General features: G+C 39.0%; 12 protein-coding genes. 1 reads left to right on the top strand and 11 read right to left on the bottom strand.

The window, feature by feature from the left end:
• Window positions 1–116: 116 nt before the first annotated feature.
• From AC1EU0_RS10190 to AC1EU0_RS10150, 9 genes are all read right to left on the bottom strand, one after another.
• The gene (locus tag AC1EU0_RS10190; protein ID WP_480302287.1) at window positions 117–3,206 is read right to left on the bottom strand and encodes a hypothetical protein; all 3,090 of its coding nucleotides are present in this window, start codon (window positions 3,204–3,206) and stop codon (window positions 117–119) included.
• A gap of 139 nt (window positions 3,207–3,345) precedes the next feature.
• Window positions 3,346–4,023, bottom strand: coding sequence for a hypothetical protein (locus AC1EU0_RS10185; protein WP_480302286.1), 678 nt, complete (start codon window positions 4,021–4,023; stop codon window positions 3,346–3,348).
• Window positions 4,024–4,182: 159 nt separating this feature from the next.
• Complete coding sequence (locus AC1EU0_RS10180) at window positions 4,183–5,187, bottom strand: D-alanine--D-alanine ligase (protein WP_480302285.1); 1,005 nt, start codon at window positions 5,185–5,187, stop codon at window positions 4,183–4,185.
• A gap of 106 nt (window positions 5,188–5,293) precedes the next feature.
• Window positions 5,294–5,620 (bottom strand): hypothetical protein, encoded by a 327-nt coding sequence (locus AC1EU0_RS10175; protein ID WP_480302284.1) that lies wholly within the window; start codon window positions 5,618–5,620, stop codon window positions 5,294–5,296.
• 69 nt (window positions 5,621–5,689) lie between these two features.
• The gene (locus AC1EU0_RS10170) at window positions 5,690–6,376 is read right to left on the bottom strand and encodes a DNA-3-methyladenine glycosylase I (protein ID WP_480302283.1); all 687 of its coding nucleotides are present in this window, start codon (window positions 6,374–6,376) and stop codon (window positions 5,690–5,692) included.
• Window positions 6,377–6,397: 21 nt separating this feature from the next.
• Entirely contained in the window at window positions 6,398–8,377 is a 1,980-nt protein-coding gene (gene recD, locus AC1EU0_RS10165; protein ID WP_480302282.1) for an exodeoxyribonuclease V subunit alpha, read from the bottom strand.
• A complete protein-coding gene (gene recB, locus AC1EU0_RS10160; RefSeq protein ID WP_480302281.1) occupies window positions 8,374–11,928 on the bottom strand; it encodes an exodeoxyribonuclease V subunit beta in 3,555 nt (1,184 codons plus the stop codon). Before recB ends, recD begins: the two co-directional genes overlap by 4 nt.
• A 1-nt stretch (window position 11,929) precedes the next feature.
• Window positions 11,930–15,319, bottom strand: coding sequence for an exodeoxyribonuclease V subunit gamma (recC, locus tag AC1EU0_RS10155; protein ID WP_480302280.1), 3,390 nt, complete (start codon window positions 15,317–15,319; stop codon window positions 11,930–11,932).
• A 215-nt stretch (window positions 15,320–15,534) separates the two neighbouring features.
• A complete protein-coding gene (locus AC1EU0_RS10150) occupies window positions 15,535–16,374 on the bottom strand; it encodes an isopenicillin N synthase family dioxygenase (RefSeq protein WP_480302279.1) in 840 nt (279 codons plus the stop codon).
• 125 nt (window positions 16,375–16,499) lie between these two features.
• Between AC1EU0_RS10150 and AC1EU0_RS10145 the strand changes: the two genes are divergently transcribed.
• On the top strand, window positions 16,500–17,402 hold the full coding sequence (locus tag AC1EU0_RS10145) for a bifunctional methionine sulfoxide reductase B/A protein (protein WP_480302278.1): 903 nt from the start codon (window positions 16,500–16,502) through the stop codon (window positions 17,400–17,402).
• Here AC1EU0_RS10145 and AC1EU0_RS10140 read toward each other — a convergent pair.
• Both AC1EU0_RS10140 and AC1EU0_RS10135 read right to left on the bottom strand, forming a co-directional pair.
• Window positions 17,368–18,423: a serine hydrolase domain-containing protein gene (locus tag AC1EU0_RS10140; protein ID WP_480302277.1), complete on the bottom strand. Its 1,056-nt coding sequence runs from the start codon at window positions 18,421–18,423 to the stop codon at window positions 17,368–17,370. The genes AC1EU0_RS10145 and AC1EU0_RS10140 overlap by 35 nt on opposite strands.
• A 127-nt stretch (window positions 18,424–18,550) precedes the next feature.
• Window positions 18,551–20,107, bottom strand: a complete 1,557-nt coding sequence (locus tag AC1EU0_RS10135) for a SulP family inorganic anion transporter (protein ID WP_480302276.1) — start codon at window positions 20,105–20,107, stop codon at window positions 18,551–18,553.
• Between the last annotated feature and the right edge of the window lie 53 nt (window positions 20,108–20,160).

The raw sequence follows: 20,160 nt of genomic DNA, 5'->3' as shown, positions 1-20,160 counted from the left end.
ATAGATTGCATCAGTAACACAACTAAACAAGCACTAAAAGCTGCTATGTTTTATGCTTCAACACCAGCAGCTAGTAGCATTCGAGATTAAATAAATTCAAACATCTAACTAAAGATTTAATTTAACGTTTTTTCGACTTTTTGACGTATTTCCAGTGGTAATTTCTCTAATAATTGTGGGCGGTGAGTTTCATCGAGCATACTGACTAAGAGGGTGCCCCTATTTACGGTTGCCTTACCGTTAGCGATTGCCTTTATTCCAGCCTTAATTATCTCTTGTTGTAGCTTTTCAGCTTGCTCAGGGAAGCTCTTAAGTAAAAATTGCGATCTGTCTTCTCTTGTAATAGGCATGAGTAGCTTTACAACATGTTCTAAGTATGATTCTGGATGCTCCAGTTTTAGGTAATCTAAATAACTTTGTTTTTGTTCAAGAGTTAGTGCTTGTGCTACTTCTGCCCTATATGTAGATTTCGTTGTCGAAAAGTATTCATACATGAGCTCGTTGTTCATATATTCTCTTGCTATTTCAGAGCGCATGTGAGCAATTCCAACAAGTTTATAAAATACCTTGGCTTTGTCGGATTGGTAGTTTAATAACTCCCTTAAAATTTCTGCCGGTAAAACTGAACAAGCATAGGCAAATTCTTCATCTGATAAGATTTGTGAAAATTCGTTTAATGCCCACCCTGTCATTTGCTTTGGTGCTGTTTGGATGAGAGCAGACACGTGTGCTTGTATATTTGCCTTTGTTTCAGCATGTCTTGCTTGTATTTTAGCCTTTTCTTCAGCATCACTTGCTTGTATTTTAGCCGCTGCTTCAGCATGAGTTGCTTGTAATTTGGCCGTTGCCTCAGCATGACTGGCTTGTATTTTAGCCTTTGCTTCAGCATAGTTTGCTTGTAATTTAGCCTCTTCTTCAGCATCAGTTGCTTGTATTTTAGCCTCTGCTTCAGCATGGCTTGCTTGTTGATAAGTTTGTTTTAATTTTGGTGCATATTGTTCGAGTAAGCTCTGTAACGGCTGGTAACGACCTGACCGAGCGAACAATGATAGGACTTCTTCATTTGATAATGTTTCTAGCAAAGGTAATTTTTGTTTTGAGCTTAATCCGGTACTTTCCTCTTCTAACGCTAGTATGGCTTTTTTTGCTTTGTCTGGCATCATCGCACAGCACTCAATAAATGTAGCACCTGTTTCAACGTTTAATGATTCTATGTATAAGATAAGCTTTACTGTATTTGTTAATACCTGTTTATGCTGTGAGTCGTCAGTATTCATCATTGCTTGCTGTAGCCCTGCAAAAACTTGCTTAGATGTGAGGCATCGCTTAGGCAAGTAGACACGTCTCATCATTAGATCTAGTCGTTGCAATTGATCCTGTTTTGCCATCAACATGCCAGCTAAACTGCCTTCCATTTCAGCAAGTTGAGATGTAAAATCTTTCTTTCTACTAAAACCAATGACCAGAATGGGTTCGTTTTGAGGCAACATTTTCTCTAGCATGCCATGATGAATTTCAAGCATTTTTTGAGTGATAAATCTGCCAGTTAACGCTTTATGCTCCTGTGGTAAGCACTGATAAGCAGCTGATATCACCGTATGTTCAACTTTTTGGGGATTTTTGAGCACATCTTTTAGTTCATCAGTTGTAATGTCGGGTGACCCATGAGAGGCGATAAAGTTGAGAACCAAAACTTTTACATGTGGTTCCATTGCAGGGTGTGCAAGCGTGTGCACGAATAATAACGTTATTATTTGCTGTTGCATTTGGCCTGATGAAGAGTTAACTAGAGTCGATAATATAAGACTCGCCATATTTCTTGTTGTGAAATCCACAAGATAAGGGATTAAAAAATTAATTAAGCCAGAAGGGTCGACTAATTGCTTTTGTGTAAGCAGTGGTAAAACCTCAGCTATCATTTCCAATGGGTGTGGGCGTTTAATGCCTTTTACTACATCTTGAATTTGAGCTGGCGATGCTTCAGACCTATATATGAATATTCCTGTTGTTATAGGCCTAGCACTTGATTGAGCAGCATCTAATGCTTGCATACATTGTTTGAGTTCTTTTTTAGCTTTATTTTGTCTTTCAATTAACAGTTTTTTAGCAGAAGTTAGCGGGTACCATGCACTTTGTTTGGCGTCTTTCTCTGATTTTGTCAATTCAGACTCGGTAATTATTTCTACAACTTGGTTTAGTACTTTTACTAGGGTTGAGCAGTCAACTACTCCCATTTCTTGTTCCGCTAGTGCTTTAATAAGAGCGCAGCCTTTATGTAAGTCAGTCTTAAGTAATGTTTCTATATATGAGTCCAAAAACGGATCATTTTTTATCGCAGCCCATACTGCTGTTGAGAATTCTTTATGTGAATTTTGAAGGGGGTTTGTAGTCTCCATACCTGATACAGCAGCATAAAATAAGGATTGTACCAACTTCTCATCTGCTTGATCAGGTATATATTTTAGGAAGCGCCACAAAACGGCTGCTTGAGCTGGAGTATTTGCTTCTAGTAAAGGGTCTAATGAGCCTTTATTGAATAGTATATACCTTACTGCTTTTTTTCCCATTAGTTGAATCAGACTTTTGAGTTGAATTTCACTCTTTAATTGATTAAAAGCTGTTATAAATCTATCACTGGAAATATTGGCACAAATTCTATCATAAGCAGTGCCATGAAGATGTTTTGGCAATTGCTGTATAATAAGGATCATCTTTTGCGGATCAGTTAGGGCGATAGATACAGCTTGCTCACTTGACAAAAATGATTTATAAGCGGAAAGATCGCTAAGCTCACTCTTTGACTGCTCAGGGATTGTGAAAAATTCCTTCGTTAGCCTAGCAGCTATATTATGGCTTGAATCTCTTATGATGGTATATAATTCTTGCTCATTGGACTTAAATGTTTGTTTTTTAAGAGTGAATAATTCTTTGCTATCTTTGTCATCTATGTTAATTAATACTTGGCGTAATACAACAGAGCAGTTTTCATTTTGTGACGGCTTTGAAGCATGCCAAGAGCCCACTTTTTCTACTACTTGAATACCTTCACCATTGGATGCCTTACCCGAGATCTGAAAAGTATGCTTTTTTCCGTCTGTTGATTGGCAGGTAAGAGTAGTTGCTCCTTTGCTAACCAACTCTTGTTGATGCTCTTTATTCCAATCAAGGGTATCTAAGTTTAACTGTGTATTTGAAGCTGCAGCCATGGATTCTCTCTTCGTTTATCTAAGCTTAAAAATCATAAAGTTAAGTCTTGTCAACAAGCGAGAGATTAGCAATAAGAGTAAATTATAATTAATGACGAGAATATATTAAGAGCACTAATAGTTAATGGAAGTTCGACTTTTAAAGCCACTTCCAAGATATATTATTTTTAGTTTTATCAAAGCTTACAGATACCTTATTTTCCGAAATTTGACTAAAGGCTTTTTGTTCCTCGGGAGTTGGAGTTGCCAATAAATTTTGATGAAATGCAGAGAATAAAGCTTGATAAGTTTGAGTGTTTTTACTGTCATGGATTTCTTTTGTGACGCTCCAATAACCTAAGATATTTTCAGGAGAAACTTCATCTGAAGCAACTGTTAATGCTGATACTTCATGGCTAGTTATAAAATCTGTTTCATCAAATTCTTTTATAGTCTCATATAGAGGAACAGCTCTAAGGGCTCTAAATGCATATACATTTGTTGGCTCTTTCCAATTTGGAAAAAAGGAGGCTGCGGCAGCATTTTGACTCGCTGACACAGTGGTGCTAGCTTGAGCTTCGCAGTGGATTTGAGAAATTGTATCAGACTGACACATTTTACGGAGTGTTAGAGAGAAATGGTTATCTGCTGGAAGTTGTCTTATTTTAAATCCATTTTTAAAAATTTCATTATAAGAGCGATCATCTCCTCTATACACGAGACCACAGTTTTTGATTGCACATTCTTTAACTGTGTATTGTTCATCACTTAATTCCCATGAATTAAATCCTGTTTTAGAAGCAGTATCGATAGCAGGGGAAAGTAAAGGTGCACTCATAATAAACAACCATATGTTTTATACTTTGAAGTTCTACTCTACTTAGCTGTTACTGTATTTAGGCTGTACATTTGACTGATAAAAGAAGGTTTAAACAATATTTGTCTTGAATGGTTACCTCCAATTTACTTGAAGATAACCTTGTATAGTTATATGCGGTTACTTTCTTCCTTCCTTTTTAATGATTCCTACTAAAAACTCAGTAAAGTCATCACCGTGGTTTTGCAACATTTTAGGAAACATCGAAATTGGAGTCATACCGGGGAAGGTGTTTATCTCATTGAGTAAAATTTCATTTTCATCAGATAAAAAGAAATCAATTCTGGCTAAGTGACTCAGTTTCATGCCTTTAAATGCTTTAATCGCATATTGACGAATTTTTTCTGCTAGTTCTGCTGGAATGTTGGCAACAATTTCAGTGGTAGCTTTGCTGTCTTTAGCATACTTTTCATTGAAATCGTAGAAATGCTCAGAGTCCGTAATGATTTCGCCGGGTAGGGTGGCTATGATTTCATCATTATATTCATAAACAGCAACTTCTAGTTCTCTTGCTTTTATGGTCTTTTCAACAAGAACGAAAGGTGAGTATGAAAAAGCTTGTGCTATGGTTGCTTCCACATCATCAATATTATCAACTTGAAAACAACCCACAGAAGAACCTTGAGAAGCGGCTTTAATAAATACCGAGCCCCAATCTTTAAAGGCTGATTTCACTCGATCAACACTTTGAGGGTTATTTTCAGATAAGAACAAGTATGACGTGTTCGGAATACCTAAAGCTGTGAACCATTGTTTAGCCGTTATTTTATTAAAGCATTGTATGCTGGCTTCAGCTCCTGAACCTAAAAAAGGCAGCTTTAACAGGGATAACATAGACTGAATATCACCTGTTTCTCCGGGGAATCCATGAAAGCAAGGGATCACAAAATCAATTTTAAAATCAGAATTTGTAGAGCCACATTCCACTAAATAACCATCTTGGTTAATTTGATATCTTTTAGCATTTTCGCCAATATATTGGCCGCTTTTAGTTAATTCAATACGAACTAAGTTGATGGACTCTTGTGATGATAAGCAAGACTGAATGTATCCAGCAGAGATCAGTGATATGTCGTGTTCATCACTACCACCGCCGCAAAGTAATACTACATTTATTAACGACATGCCTGTCCTTTTTACTTCTTAATTAATGCTCTAATCATAGACATTATAGGTGTTCAATAACAAGAGCATTCTTAAAGATTTATAGCGATTGATTGAGAAAGGAGCGTTATTTTTTCGTATGTTTTTTAATAGCGTTACTAATAGCTCTAACTTGCTGCTCACATTCTTGTCGATTTTTACCTGATTTTTGTTTGCAACTTGAATTTTTTTGAGATATGACGCTTGCAATTGCTACAGCAGTATTTATAGCAGCATCAAATTCAGAGCAACCATGGGCTTTTGCGTGTGAAGATCGGATATCGACGGGAGTGTTACCATCTTTATCGGGCTCAGGTGCTGCTCTACAAGATTGTGCTGGAAACACTGTCTTTGAGCTGCAGCCTAATAGCTGGATACTGGCAAGAAAGATGAGTGTTAATGTTATGTTTTTCATTGAAAGTCCATTTAATTCTAATTACTTGTAGTATGAGTAAAATTAACTCAGCAAGTTCACATGAAAAATTTAAAAACGATTTTCACCAAAGCTAAATGCAATGATTTGACTTATTTCAGTTAGGCTTCGTCCAGATTCTTGTTGCCACTTTGCAAATGCGATATCGGCTGCTTTTAATGCGCGCTTGGTGTTTCTACCTGAGTCTATTATTTTAGTATTGCGTAAGTAGGCTTCTACATCTGAAGATAAGATGAAAGTATCAACCCCACATTGCCTTAGGGCGTAAGGGCCGGTATTACCGCCTAATCGTTTGCCATTCTTTTTTAAATGTTCCCATAGCCCAGTAATATTATCTTTTGGCCAATTGGCAACCATATTACTGAAGGTGCCATGCTCATAACTGGCATCAACCAACATTTGAGCATTGGCTGGAATTGACATAACTTTGGTTAGATGACGAATGATCTTAGGGTTTCTGGCTTTTCCTTCCCATTGCTCATCTGAGAGCATGAGTAAGAGTTCTGGGTCAAAGTTGAAAAATACTTCTTCAAATCCTTGCCATTTGTTGCGTACTACTTGCCATGAAATACCACATTGAAACACTTTCATCGTGAAGTGAGCCAGCCATTCACTATCAGAAATGTTGATCACTTCTTCTTGAGTTAGTGGCTTAGATAATAATAATTCTAATTGTTGTTCACCGCCTTTACGTTCAGCGGCTCTTTGATAGATGCTATCGAATTTTTCTTGTGTCATTATTTGTAACGCTTTAATTTTTTAGTTGTTTATCCAGAGTCGATCAGCCAAACCCGATGCTCTTTCAGTTGCATGATTCACACAGTGTTCAAAGGTGTTTCTCGAACCTAAACAGACAAAATGGCTTTTGGCACGAGTGATTGCAGTATAAAGAAGTTCTTTGGTTAATAGTTGCCATTGTGATTGTGTCGGTTGTGGCGGCATCACCATGGCGACTCGATCAAATTCGCTACCTTGGCTTTTATGTACTGTCATGGCATAGCAAGTTTCATGGGTAGGTAGTCGAGCTGGAAGCACTTTTAAAATACTACCGTCAGCCTTTATAAAGTGAGCCATTAACCTATCAGGTTGCTCACTGTCTTGAAGGACTATCCCTATGTCACCGTTAAACAAGCCTAAGTTGTAATCATTAGATTGTATGATGATGGGTCTGCCTAAATAAAATTCTTGGTTAACGTTTATATGATGATGTTTATTTAATAGATCAGCCATTTGTTGGTTGATGCCGTCGACACCGTAATCGCCAGACCTCATAGGGCAGAGTATGCGATAATCATTAAACTTATTGATCACTTCTATTGCCGCTTCATCACCCTTGTTGATACCTGATTTATAACTTTCTTGTAGGTTTTTAATCAGTTGTAGATAAGGGCGGTAATGCTTTTCTGATTGATTAAGCAAAGTCACCAAGCCGATATTTTGTTGTAGGTTGGCTGATATTTCCCCATGCCCTAACCAACTTATTTCATTATACCCTTGCTGCCACACATTAAGCACATTACCAATATCACCATTATTGACAGCGTTCGCTAATTGACCAATGCCTGCTTCTCCTGCAAATCTATGGCTGTACTGGAGCATACACAAGCTATCACCAAAGTGACTATCGGTATCTAAAAATTCCCTTAAATCTGTATTGGTGAGGTCAGATAACAACTGTAGTTGATTTTGCGAGTAACGCATTTTCCATGTATTACCTGACTCACCGTTTAGCTTAATACCATGACAAATATCCGCGAGCACGGCTCCAGCTTCTACAGAAGCCAGTTGATCTTGATCTCCTAATAAAATTAGACGTGCATTTTCCGGTAATGCGGATAACAGCTTATCCATCATCGGCAGATCCACCATTGACGCTTCATCGACGATTAATAAGTCTAATCGTAATGGATTATCTTTATTATGTCGGTAACGATGAGAGTTAGGCACAACACCTAATAATCTATGAATGGTTGAAGCTTCTTCTGGGATTTTATCAATGGCGCTTAGGTTGATTTGATCTTTATGTTGCTCTAAATCTGAAGCTAATCTTGCTTTCGAGGCTTTGATTGATTCAGTTAAGCGAGCAGCAGCTTTGCCCGTCGGTGCCACCAATTTGATATTAAGCTCTTGATTAAGCTGTAATAAAAACAACATCTTGGTGACAGTAGTCGTTTTGCCTGTGCCGGGGCCACCTGTTATTACCGCAAGCTGTCTAGTTAAGGCTGTCGCTGCCGCAATTTTTTGCCAATCAATGTCATGAGTGTGAGGAAACACCAAAGATAATTGCTTAGATAAGCTAGCTAAGTCTACCTCAATTGGATTAGCGGCTAAGCGATTTAATGTTGAAGCAACGGTAATTTCAAATTGATGATATTTTTGAAGATATAAGCGATTGCCATCCAAAATAATTGGCGTGATACAGGGTTGTCCTTTTTGGTATTGGCTGATCCCCGGAAAGCTTAATAATGCGGCTTTAAAATCTTCAATCTCAAAATTTAAGCTACACAATCTAGGAGACTCGAACATTGGGTTCACTTGGTTGATTTGGTCTAACACCACGCAACCATGTTGATTAGAAAGTTGTTTACTCAAATAGGCACAAATAAAGAGATACAGCGGCTCTCCACATTGATGCATTTTGGCCATTTCGATAGCGAAATGGCGGTCAAGTGGCGTGAGGTGACCCTGCAACTCCCAATATTTGAGTAATTCTGGCATAGGCTTGTTGTTATAAATCATGACTGCGCCTCTTGATTGATGAAGTCGTTTCCTGAAAACAAGTTGTCCAAGCGTTCAATTAATGCAAGAGGTGGCAGGTCGTAATACACGCCTTTGCTTGGCTCATTGGCTGACATGCCCCTTAAAAATAGATAGTAACTTCCACCCATGTGAGTCTCGTATTGATAATTAGGCAGTCTTTGTTTTAAATAACGATGAAGCGCAACGGTATATAAAATGAACTGTAAATCGTAGCGATGATCTGTCATGGCTTGATACATTTGACGGATTTCATAGCAAACGAAGTCATCGCCTAAATGGTTAGACTTATAATCGGCAATATAAAATTTTCCTTCGAATTCAAAAATTAAATCAACAAACCCTTTTAACATGCCTTTCAAATCATCAAAAGCAAGTCTATCGCTGTAACCAAAATCCTGTAATGCTTTGTTAAGTTGGGTCGCTTTCAGCTTGGTAATAGGTAGGTAAAACTCCATTTCAACCAATCGCTTATGATTTGGAATTTTATAGAGGGACAAACCCTCTTGGTTCATCGGTGCACCTAGCAGATCTAAAAACCATTCCATTAGAGGCTCTTGCCAATGTTTCTCGATTCCGTACCGTTCCATTAAAACAGGTAAGTGTTCTTCTAGGTCTGGCTTTGCATTAGTGAAATCAATGTCTTCAAGCACATTATGTAAAAAACTACCTGCGTTCGCTCCTTTTTCGAAATTAAATCGGTCCAATTTGGTCATTGGACTGATAACCTCAAGTTTAACTGGCGTACTGGTAAAGCCTTCGGTGGTATCAGTACCTTCGTCATCAGCACCCGGGTATAGCTGCTCATGGGGAGCATGTTTTACTAAACCTGAGTAACTGCCTACCTTCCAAGGAGTAAGGACAGTACGATTAAGTGACTTGGCGCTATATGCCTTGCTTGTGTCTGAGTCAGTATGTACTTCTTCTTTGTTAGTGTTTGTTGGTTCGATTTTGCTTACACTGATTGCATCACTGGTTAATTTATTAGCCTGCTGTTCGATTAATGCAAAGTCGCACTTTGCTTCTCTAATATTGAGCAAATAACCTATGGCGGTTTCACATAACTGGCTGGTTATTCCTTTAGATTTTGTTACCTTGCAATGATTCGCAATACTTAGATAACAGCGATATACAGGTCGAGTTAAGGCGACATAAAGTAGGCGTAAATCTTCAGCGAGAGTTTCTTGTCGTTGTTTGTCCCAACCATCGTCAGTTTGTTCAATGTCCCATACTAGCTGCTGATTGTTGTGATACACCATGGGGCTAGGTTTACGATTTAGACGAGCCAAACTAATAAAAGGAATAAAGCAAATGGGGTATTCAAGCCCTTTACTTTTATGGATAGTAACGATTTGAACTAGGTTTTGTTCGCTTTCTAGTCTTAGTTGTTGTTCTTCGCCTTCAGAGTGATTAAGCAAGTGCTGTTCAAACCAAGCCACTAAAGCACTGCTTCCGTCTAATTCTGTAGCTTTTTGTTGTAACAATTCGCACAAATGGCGGAAGTCGGTTAGTTTTCGCTCTCCACCTTTGATAAGTAGTAAGCGCTGTATAAGCTGAGTGTGCTGCGCCAGTTGCATTAGTGCAGGCATAATTCCACGCTTTAACCAAGCTTGTTGAACGTCATAAAATAGTTCCAACAAGTTTTGTCTGTGGTTTTCATCATGATTGAATTGATGAATTTGCTCGGCACTGTAGCCTAAAAGGTGGGTTGCAAGCGCATTTCGCAGTAGTCTTTCGTCTTTTGGTGCCTGCAGGCTGCGTAAGATGATGGCTAATTCTCTGGCCTCTAAACTGTCAAATACACTGTCGCGACTTAAAAATACCGCACCAACACCTCTATCCGTTAAGGCTTGTTTGATCACGGCTGCTTCATTTCTGTCTCTGACCAGTATCGCAATATTTTTGGCTTGAAGTGGTTTATCGCCAAGCAATGCTTTTTTATTGAGGAGTCTCACTATTTCTGCTGCGGCATCATTGGCTAAATGCTTTCGAGCCGTTTCTTTGTTAAGCCCTTTTTCATTATTTTCAGGTAATAATCGAATTTGAAGTGCTTTAGAGTCGCCATCAACGTGAACGATTTTGTTTTTTGCTGAGTCAGGGGTATCAACAAGCTCAAATGGAATAGCCTTACTGATAAAAGGGTCAGTATTATTGCTGAATAATTGGTTAACACCATTAACCATGTGTGCAGCAGACCTATAATTGGTTGCCAGCGAATAGTGATCTTGTGTCTGATTTCGGGCACTGATATAGGTGAAAATATCGGCGCCACGGAAAGCATAAATGGCTTGTTTAGGATCACCGATCATCAATAAGCCCGAATTATCTGATTCTGGATAAATAGACGAAAATATTTGAAATTGCAGTGGATCGGTATCCTGAAACTCATCAATTAAGGCAATAGGAAATCGCTCTTTTATTGCTTGTGGCAAAGTGTCTGAGTTGGCAGTAATAGCATTTGAAAGCGAAGAAAGCAGATCGTCTGGCGTTAAAACATTTTTTTGTTGCTTTTGTTTGGCAAAACGGCTGCGAATATCCTGTAATGCTTGATGCAAAAATGCAGGCTTGATGTTTTGTATTAAATCTAAAATCGAATCAACTTCAGCCAGAAGTGGTGCTTCTGAATCAGTTGGAGCTTGACCGCCTTTGTTCAGTCGTAAATCGGAAAGTTTAATTTTTTCCATATCACCAGCTGGTGGTAAACCGTTACCATGCTTGGCCCAATGACTGATGTTTTCAAACATGGCTTGCAGCTTAGGGAAATCGTCAGCCTTTTTACCAAAGCGAGTTCCGTTGAGTGGCAGTGTCATTAACAATTTGAGAGTTGCTGCAGATTGTAAATTCCAATTCTGTTTATAGGTGATCAGTTTTTGGTTGAGCTGATTGGTGATCTCGTTAAAACTTCCGGGATCAGATAAAGGCTGACAGTTAACGCTACTCAGCAAAGGTCTGAGTTGTTTAAGTAGTTGATCGGGTTCTTTGAACTCTTTAGCAATAATTTGAGCTAAAGTTGGATCTAATGGATAACAGGCGTGGCGCCAATAATCACGGACGGCATGATGTAAATAATCAGAGTCATCCAAGGTAAATTCACTTTCAAACAGAAGGGCAGATTCAAAAGCCATGTCGGTGAGAACACGCTGACAAAAGCCATGAATGGTGAAAATTGAGGCTTCATCCATCGACTTTAATGCCAGATCTAATCGTCTCAAACTTATCTTGTGTTCACTGGGATCTGTTTCAGCATAAAGGGTGTTTATAAACTCATCATCGCAGTCAAGCCCTAAGAAAGCGTGATAGGCAAGGCGAATTCGATTGCGTATACGGTCTCTAAGTTCTTGTGTAGCTGCATTAGTAAAAGTTACAACTAAGATCTGTTCGCAAGTCAGTGGTTGTACGTTGCCATGACCAAGTAATAATCTGAGATATAAGCCTGAAATCGTGTAGGTTTTACCAGTACCTGCACTGGCTTCAATTAATCGTCTTCCTTGTAAAGGGAGGGTGTGAGGGTTTAGCTTTTGTGCTTGTTGCATATCACTTATCTCCCTTTGAATGGCTTTCTACATAAGGTTGTAATCCATCTAACTTATCTGTGTAGTAGATATCGATTAGTGGATCAAACACGGTTTTACTAAGCTGAATAAAGGTATCGTCAAAATCATCGGGAAAAGTAAACAGTCTTTGATAATGCGGATCTTCACCTTCTCCAAATTCGCCAGACCAAGCTTTTTCTGCTTCCGCCATTTTTTCATCATGTTCATCATCGGTAGAAACATAAGCCATAGCTGTTTTGGGAGGGAATAACAAAGGTTTCTCTAAGCCAGAGAAATACAGTTCAATTAATTTTGCTAACGTGTCGTGAGCTTGGCTGGCTTCAATAGGCTCAAAGGTATGAAAATGGCTTACATCGATGAGAAAGCTTGGCTTATGAACCCCCATTGCGTTTATGGCAAGGTGACGTAGATAAACTCTGAGCAAGTCTCTGCCGTGGGATTTCCCCGGGCGCAGATTAATGAGCCCTTTGCCGCTAATATCATCGACTCGACCCACTAAGGTGATCCCAGAAAGTAGTTGTGGGAACTCAAGCTTGATTTCAGAACTGATGTTTTGCCCATCACCTTTCAAATAAATGGCTCGACCTGCTGTAGCGCTGATATCACTTTGATATTGCTTTATAAGTAAATCATCAAAAGGGGCGACAGGTAATTGTCCATTTGCTTTAAAGTGTTCAATCTGAGCATCATCTATATATTCAGCTTTAGTTTCTACGGTGTGATTTAAAAGCAAGCTTTGAATTTGATAGCGCTCAAGGGCATTTAACATAAAAGGTTCGTCGTTTTCATCTTGTTCAATTTGTAACCCTAAATCTAAATTTAAAGTGCGATTGAAAAAGAATTGAGCCGGATTTCGGAAAAAACGAATTAAAGACGATAGCTCCAATACATCTGGAGTTTTATCATCTTCAGAAGTCAGAGCTTTATTGATAAAGGCTGCTTGAGGTTGCTTATCGTTAGGAGGACACCATTGTTTGTCATAACTTTGCAGATTTGGAGCTTCATCATCATACAAAGCGGCATCAAACGCTTGTAAAGGTTGTTGAGTGATTAATCGAGAAGTGATCTCATTTCCACCATCTGGTAATTGGTAACAAAGCTGACAGTAATCGAGTAAATCAGACACTAACATTGATGGAATACGTTCGGAGTTATCTCTTTCACTCAGTCCTACGAAACTAATATATAAGTGTTGTCTTGCTGAAAGCAGTGCTTCTAAAAATAGATACCTATCATCTAACCGACGCGAACGATCGCCTTTACGTGGAGCAAAATGCGACATAAGGTCGAAACTAATTGGGTATTGGTTTCTTGGGTAGACTCCATCGTTCATTCCCAGTAAGCAAACTACTTTAAACGGAATGGAACGCATCGGCATTAGAGTACAAAAGTTAACGTTCCCCGCAAGATAGCGTTGTCCAACTCTGCTTTGGTTTAGCTCACTATTAAACCAAGAAGATAAGGTTAATGGCGTCAATTCTTCAGAAAATTGAGCTTGTGACAATTCTTGTTTTAACTTGCTAATGGCATCGCGAATATCTTGAAGCTGAGAGCGCTCGTCATTATCGATGAGATAGAAAGACTCAACCAAAGCTTCAAGCTGCTCAATACGTTGCTCAGCATTCACTTGTTGATTAAGTGTGTAGTGCCAAGTATCTATAGCCTCTATAAAGTTAAGTAATTTCCCCAAGGCTTGGGCTGACATGCCTTCAACACCTTCTGTTTTAAGACAGCCTTGATATAAGTCCGCATCATCACTTAATGAATAACCCAGAATTAATCGCTTGAGACCGAAAGCCCATGAGTTTTGCTCAAATGACGGTACATTAAATTCGTGGCGGCTGTCTTTATTTCTTCCCCAACGAACCCCAGCTTCAATAAGCCAATGTTTTATGATTACAAGCTCATCATCATTAATATTAAAGCGGCGCATTACAGCTGACACTTCAAGAATACTGGTTATTTCAGATAGTGAAAAACGGCTTAGATTTAAGGTAAGCAGATTTAAAAAGCTGCTTACTAAGGGGGATTCTTGGGCGGCACCTCGATCGGCAATCGCATAAGGGATATAGTGATTACCATGTTTTGCTGAAAAAACGGCATCTATGTATGGCGCATAGGAGGCTACATCAGGCAGCATAATCACAATATCTTTAGGTTGCAGCTTAGGATTTGCTTCTAATAGTGATAATAAGTGGTCATGTAAAGTTTCTACTTCCCTTAAAGGACTGTGACAACTACTGAGCTGTAGTGAGTTATCACTTTCAAGTAATGTTCGACGCTTGTGGGGCTGGCTATAGATATCTGAATCAGGACCCAATGGCTCGCCAAGCGTTTCCATCTCTAGAATATCGTGTTGTAACTCATGGAGTAGGCTTGGTTGTTGTTGATTCAAAGGGTCTTGGTAATGTTCAAAACCAAGTTCTACATTATCTTCTGGCAATTCAAGGACAAGATCCAACAGTTCACGCCCCATTTTGCCGTTGTTGGCCAATAATGGATTACCGACTTGTAAGTTTTCTTCCCATTGCTCAGGTAGCAACTGTTTGTTTTCAAATTGGATTGCCATTTTAGCTCTGAGCTTGGGATCGACAATATCTCCCCAATAATGTTGGCAAGGGCTCAAGTTAAACATAAAGACATCAATGCGCTGAGCTAATTTGTGTAATATTTCAAGTAGCTGGGGAGGCATGGATGAAATCCCAAACACGAATAACTGCGACGGAATATCAGTCAGTTGTGTTGCAGGGTTTTCAATCGCTTGCAATAGAGCCTGATGTAAGTTGGCTCTATGATAGGGGTTCTGTTGTAATTGCTGCTGGTTAAATTCAATCAAACCACGCCATAAAACCGGTTGCCATTGTTGGTTTTCAGCAAGTTCAATTGGCTGTTCGCCTTGTTCCCAGCCAGCAATCCAATCTGGTCGATAAACAAGGTATTGGTCAAAAGTATCCGCTATTCGATTACATAATTGGTAATACTTAAGTTGCAATTGGCTCTCGTCGTGACCTTGATGTGAATCTAAGTATTCTTTTAATGGCGCAAATTCAACATTGTTAATTAAAGAAGGCAGTAACGACATTAGTTTCCAAGTCATCATTGGCTTGGTAAAGGCGTTTTCTTCGGGAACATCAGTTAATAAATTATGGTATAGCTGCCAAGTAAAACTGGATGGAAGTGGAAAATCAATCGCAGCTGCAATACCGTTATGCTTAGCAATCTCCAATCGAAGCCACGTCGACATTCCAGGACTTTGTACCAGTATTTGTTGTGGTTGCAATACAGATGAAATTTCGGTTGGTTTTTTTAATAAATCTGCCAGTTGCTGGCTAAGGGATTCCATACGATTCGATTGGATAAGGTAGAACATATACTCTGACTCTTATAGGTGATGACTTATTCTAAGTTTCGGAATAGAAAGATTCAACATAACGTCTTCTTTATGAAGAATAATTTTTATTAGTTACTATGTTGTAAATAAGAATAGATGCAAATTGAGGAAATTGAATACGAGTATGAGTGTTTTTAATGAAATATGTTTGTTAAATGGTAAAAGAGGAAGCCGTAACTTCCTCTTTTGGGCGGTTAAATAACGCCTAATTCTCTTAATCTTTCCATCAAGTATTGATTGGCTGTGTATCTATCAGATAGTACAACGTCAGGCTTAGGATGCAAGAAAAGTGGCAGTGAGATGCGTGACTTCGTCTTATCTTGGCCTTCAGGGTTAATTACTCGATGAGAAGTCGATGGGAAATAACCGCCCGAAGCTTCTTGTAACATATCACCGATATTGATAATAATGTTTCCAAAGTCACTTGGAACGTCTAACCAATCACCACTTTTATCTTGGACTTGTAAGCCTTTCTCATTAGCTGCAGGTAAAATAGTGATTAAGTTGATGTCTTCATGTGCTGCCGCTCGGATAGCACCAGATTCTTCATCACCCTTCATTGGTGGGTAGTGAAGAACACGTAAAAGAGTTTGAGTACTTTCATGAACCATCTCAGAAAGTGCTACAGAATAATGCTCAGCAACTTCTGGTGGTGAATATTTTTCTATCCAGCCAAGAAGTTCTTCTGCAAATGTATTGGCTTTGTCGTAATAAGCCATAATGTTTTCACGAAGTGAATCTGGGATTTGTCCCCAAGGGTAAACATGATAAAACTCTTTGATGTCTTTAACATCGTTTCCCTTTGCTGTTTCAGACACTTCGGGAGGAAAAAAACCGTCTTGAGTGTCTACATTAAAGCGATAGTTATACTTTTCTTTTGTAGAGAAAAAAGCATGCCATTCTTTATAGATGCTCTCAACTAAGTCTTGACTGATTGGATGGTTTGTAAGAACACCAAAACCAATTTGGTGAAGTGACTCAACGAACTTTTCAGCTGCGTCCGGAGCAAGATAATCAATAGTTTCTAATTTCATTTTAATCTATATTGTTATATTGGATGACCCGGATGGGCATTCTACTCAAAACGCTATAATACTGCAAAGAATGTGTGGTTAATCACGCTTCTTAAGTATTACAAATTGGCATATAGGAGCAAAACATGACGCGGCTAACAGATTTTGAAAAATATGTCATAGAAGAAAAGGGAACTGAGCCTCCGTTCAGTGGCGAACTGGTTAATAATACTGCTCAAGGTGTCTATTTGTGCAAAAAATGTCAGGCGCCTTTGTATACTTCTGTGCACAAATTTCATTCCTCTTGTGGTTGGCCATCGTTTGATGATGAAATTCAAGGTGCGGTGACTCGGGTGCCAGATGCTGACGGAATGAGAACCGAAATAGTCTGTAGCGATTGTGGAGGGCATTTAGGTCATGTATTTGAAGGCGAATATTTAACCTCGAAAAACCTTCGCCACTGTGTTAATTCAGTTTCTATGATTTTTTTACCAACAGAAGAAGAGCTAACCAGCATGGTTAAGTATGCCACTTTTGGTGCTGGATGCTTTTGGTGTACTGAAGCCGTTTTTAAATTGATTAAAGGGGTTAAGCAGGTGCAATCTGGCTACTGTGGTGGTGCAGCGTCTGAAGCCAATTACAAAGCAGTGTGCTCAGGTAAAACGTCTCATGCGGAAGTCGTTCATGTTGAATATGATCCACTGCAGGTTAATTTTGTCACTTTGGTTCAAGCCTTTTTCCAAAGCCACGATCCCACAACTCTCAATCAGCAAGGGCATGATATAGGTCCACAATATCGCAGTGTGATTTTTGCTCATGATCATGAGCAAGTTAGAATTGCTAATCAAGTGATTGAAGAATTACATAAAGCTCAAGTATATGAAAAGCCGATTGTAACTGAAGTTACCATTTTCGATAAATTCTATCCTGCTGAGGATTATCACAATGACTATTTTGCTCAGAATCCTGATCAAAGATATTGCCAGCTGGTGATTCAACCCAAAGTGGATAAATTTAAAGGAGTGTTTGAGGCCATTTTGATGAAATGACCTTTAGATTATTTTTGCTTTTAATTAGATGACTTCGGATTGTTTGGCGTATTTGATTATGAATTTCAAATACTCTATCTAGATCATTGAGATTCAAAGCCAAATTTTCAAGAATAACCAGATCTATTTCATGTTCAGGATAGTGGAGAGACATCGACATATATCCTGAAACATATCCAGTGTGACTATATTCAGTCAAATTATTATCTTTATTTATTCTCAGGCCATATCCATAGCTCATGTTAGGCCACAGAAATTTGATTTTTGTATGAGGTTGAGTCATCAATTGATAACTTTTAGGGCTGATGAGTTTTCTTGAATGTAACAAGTGTTGGAAAGAAGCAAATGCACTTGTTGAAGCAATTAACCCGCCACTAGGAAGTTGTGACGCAGTAATCAGCAAATTCGAAGGGGTGAGTTTGTCGATTTCATTTAAACCAGTAGCAAGTTCAGACACTGTTTGTTGAATTTTATTGATACTGCCAATATTGGCATGTATTCCGTCTAGTTTATTCTTAGCGGTAAATGCTGATAGCTGTTTGGCAAAAGGTTGACGGTTGACTTGCTCTAGTACTTTACCCAAAAGTGAATAGCCCAAATTCGAATACTTAGATTGGCTTCCAGGGGCAAATAAATTAGGTTTACCTAAAGGTTGCACACCAGAGGTATGTGTAAGCAGATGATGTATTGTGATCGAGTTATGGTATTTCTTTTCGGACGGAAAATTTGATTTATAAAGATAGCGATTAAGAGAATAGCCTAAATCAATTTTTTCTCTATCTACCGCTTGCAATATCAAAGTAGCGGTAATTTGCTTTGAAAGAGAAGCAATAACGAATTTAGACTCTTTACTTATTCCATTGCCTTTTTGGAGTTCTAATATTGGCTTGCCTTGCTTGAGTATGACAACAGAGCCACTAAATGGAATTGAGGTATTATTAATGATTGCTTTAATATTGGAGTTAAGGCTTTCTAGATCAACCTCATTATTGGATTCTTTACCAAAGCTATAGTTACTCATTGCTAGCGAGTACATTAAGCAAAAAATTAGACATAAACGAAAAAACACAGGTTGTCCTTAACTGTAATTACGCGTTTATAAAAAGAGCGCTGATTAAGCGCTCATTTTATTAGATGCAATAGTAAAATTAATCCAGCTTATTATCAGCTACATGATAATGCGGATCTTCAATCAAATTCACTTCAACCAAATCGCCAGCTTTGCTAAGAAGTTTCTTACAATCACCACTTAAGTGACGTAAATGGAGTTTTTTACCTGCTGCAATGTAACGCTCTGCCAACGTATCAATGGCATCTAGTGCTGAATGATCTGCTACTCGTGAGTTTTGGAAGTCAATGATCACATCTTCAGGGTCATTTTTAGCATCAAATAACTCTAAGAAATGAGAGACTGAACCAAAGAATAGTGGACCGTTTAGGCGGTATACTTTCCAGCCGTTAGCATCGGTTTCTGTACTTACATTGATGTGTTTTGCATGTTCCCAAGCAAACACAAGTGCAGATACGATTACACCAACAAATACGGCAAAGGCTAAATCAGTAAATACAGTAACGGTAGTTACCAACACAATGACGAATGCATCGTGTTTTGGTACTTTGCGCATTACTTTGAAGCTTGCCCATTCGAAAGTGCCAAGTACAACCATGAACATCACACCAACAAGAGCGGCTAGTGGGATCATTTCGATAAAGCTTGCGCCAAATAGAATGAAAGCTAATAGTGCTAAAGCCGCTGTGATACCTGACAGGCGACCACGACCACCAGAGTTGATGTTGATCATCGACTGACCAATCATGGCGCAGCCACCCATGGCACCAAAGAAGCCACTGGTGATGTTTGCAACACCTTGACCAACACACTCTTTATTACCTTTACCACGGGTTTCCGTCATCTCGTCAATAACGGTTAGCGTAAGTAATGACTCGATTAAGCCAACGGCTGCCAGAATGAATGAATATGGCAGAATGATCAGCAAGGTTTCCATGTTAAAGGGAACTGATGGAATCGAGAACGTAGGCAAACTACCTGCGATCGTCGCTGCATCATCACCACTCATTGAGCGTAAGAAGTCTAAAACGGTACGAGTGTCTAGGTTAAAGCCAACCACAATAGCAGTCACTGTTAAGATTGCAGCTAATGAAGACGGAATTGCAGTGGTCACTTTAGGTAAAAAGTGAATGATAAACATGGTTAAGGCGACTAAGCCTAACATTAGGTAAAGCTGCCCACCTTGAAGCCATTGCATAACACCATTAGCATCAGGCACTTGGAACTGGCCTAGTTGAGCTAAGAAGATCACAATTGCTAAACCGTTCACAAAACCAATCATTACAGGGTAGGGAACGATACGAATAAACTTACCGAGTTTAAATGCTCCTGCAAGAACTTGTATTAAGCCAGCGAGCACAACTGCTGCGAATAGATATTGCACTCCATGCTGAGCAACAAGAGCAACCATTACTACGGCCATTGCGCCAGTTGCACCAGAAATCATACCCGGACGGCCACCAATAATGGCGGTAATTAAGCCCATGATAAATGCAGCGTATAAACCAACCATTGGTTCAACACCAGCAACAAAGGCGAATGCGACAGCTTCAGGGACTAAAGCAAGTGCAACTGTAAAACCAGAAAGCAAGTCGGCTTTATGGCTAGCTGTTTTGTGACGAATTAAGTCGAACATCTGACCTCTAAATTGAGTAGTTTTTAACTTGATATTGATCAAGCGAAGGAAAA

The organism is Parashewanella sp. 2210YD4-3 (assembly GCF_056591735.1).
The sequence above is the reverse complement of the archived record's forward strand: the minus strand, read 5'-3'. Positions and strand labels throughout refer to the sequence as shown.

Excerpts from the sequence above, each read along its gene's own strand:
- AC1EU0_RS10190 (WP_480302287.1), bottom strand. The coding sequence starts at position 3,206 with ATGGCTGCAGCTTCAAATACACAGTTAAACTTAGATACCCTTGATTGG.
- AC1EU0_RS10185 (WP_480302286.1), bottom strand. The coding sequence starts at position 4,023 with ATGAGTGCACCTTTACTTTCCCCTGCTATCGATACTGCTTCTAAAACA.
- AC1EU0_RS10180 (WP_480302285.1), bottom strand. The coding sequence starts at position 5,187 with ATGTCGTTAATAAATGTAGTATTACTTTGCGGCGGTGGTAGTGATGAA.
- AC1EU0_RS10175 (WP_480302284.1), bottom strand. The coding sequence starts at position 5,620 with ATGAAAAACATAACATTAACACTCATCTTTCTTGCCAGTATCCAGCTA.
- AC1EU0_RS10170 (WP_480302283.1), bottom strand. The coding sequence starts at position 6,376 with ATGACACAAGAAAAATTCGATAGCATCTATCAAAGAGCCGCTGAACGT.
- recD (WP_480302282.1), bottom strand. The coding sequence starts at position 8,377 with ATGATTTATAACAACAAGCCTATGCCAGAATTACTCAAATATTGGGAG.
- recB (WP_480302281.1), bottom strand. The coding sequence starts at position 11,928 with ATGCAACAAGCACAAAAGCTAAACCCTCACACCCTCCCTTTACAAGGA.
- recC (WP_480302280.1), bottom strand. The coding sequence starts at position 15,319 with ATGTTCTACCTTATCCAATCGAATCGTATGGAATCCCTTAGCCAGCAA.
- AC1EU0_RS10150 (WP_480302279.1), bottom strand. The coding sequence starts at position 16,374 with ATGAAATTAGAAACTATTGATTATCTTGCTCCGGACGCAGCTGAAAAG.
- AC1EU0_RS10145 (WP_480302278.1), top strand. The coding sequence starts at position 16,500 with ATGACGCGGCTAACAGATTTTGAAAAATATGTCATAGAAGAAAAGGGA.
- AC1EU0_RS10140 (WP_480302277.1), bottom strand. The coding sequence starts at position 18,423 with ATGAGTAACTATAGCTTTGGTAAAGAATCCAATAATGAGGTTGATCTA.
- AC1EU0_RS10135 (WP_480302276.1), bottom strand. The coding sequence starts at position 20,107 with ATGTTCGACTTAATTCGTCACAAAACAGCTAGCCATAAAGCCGACTTG.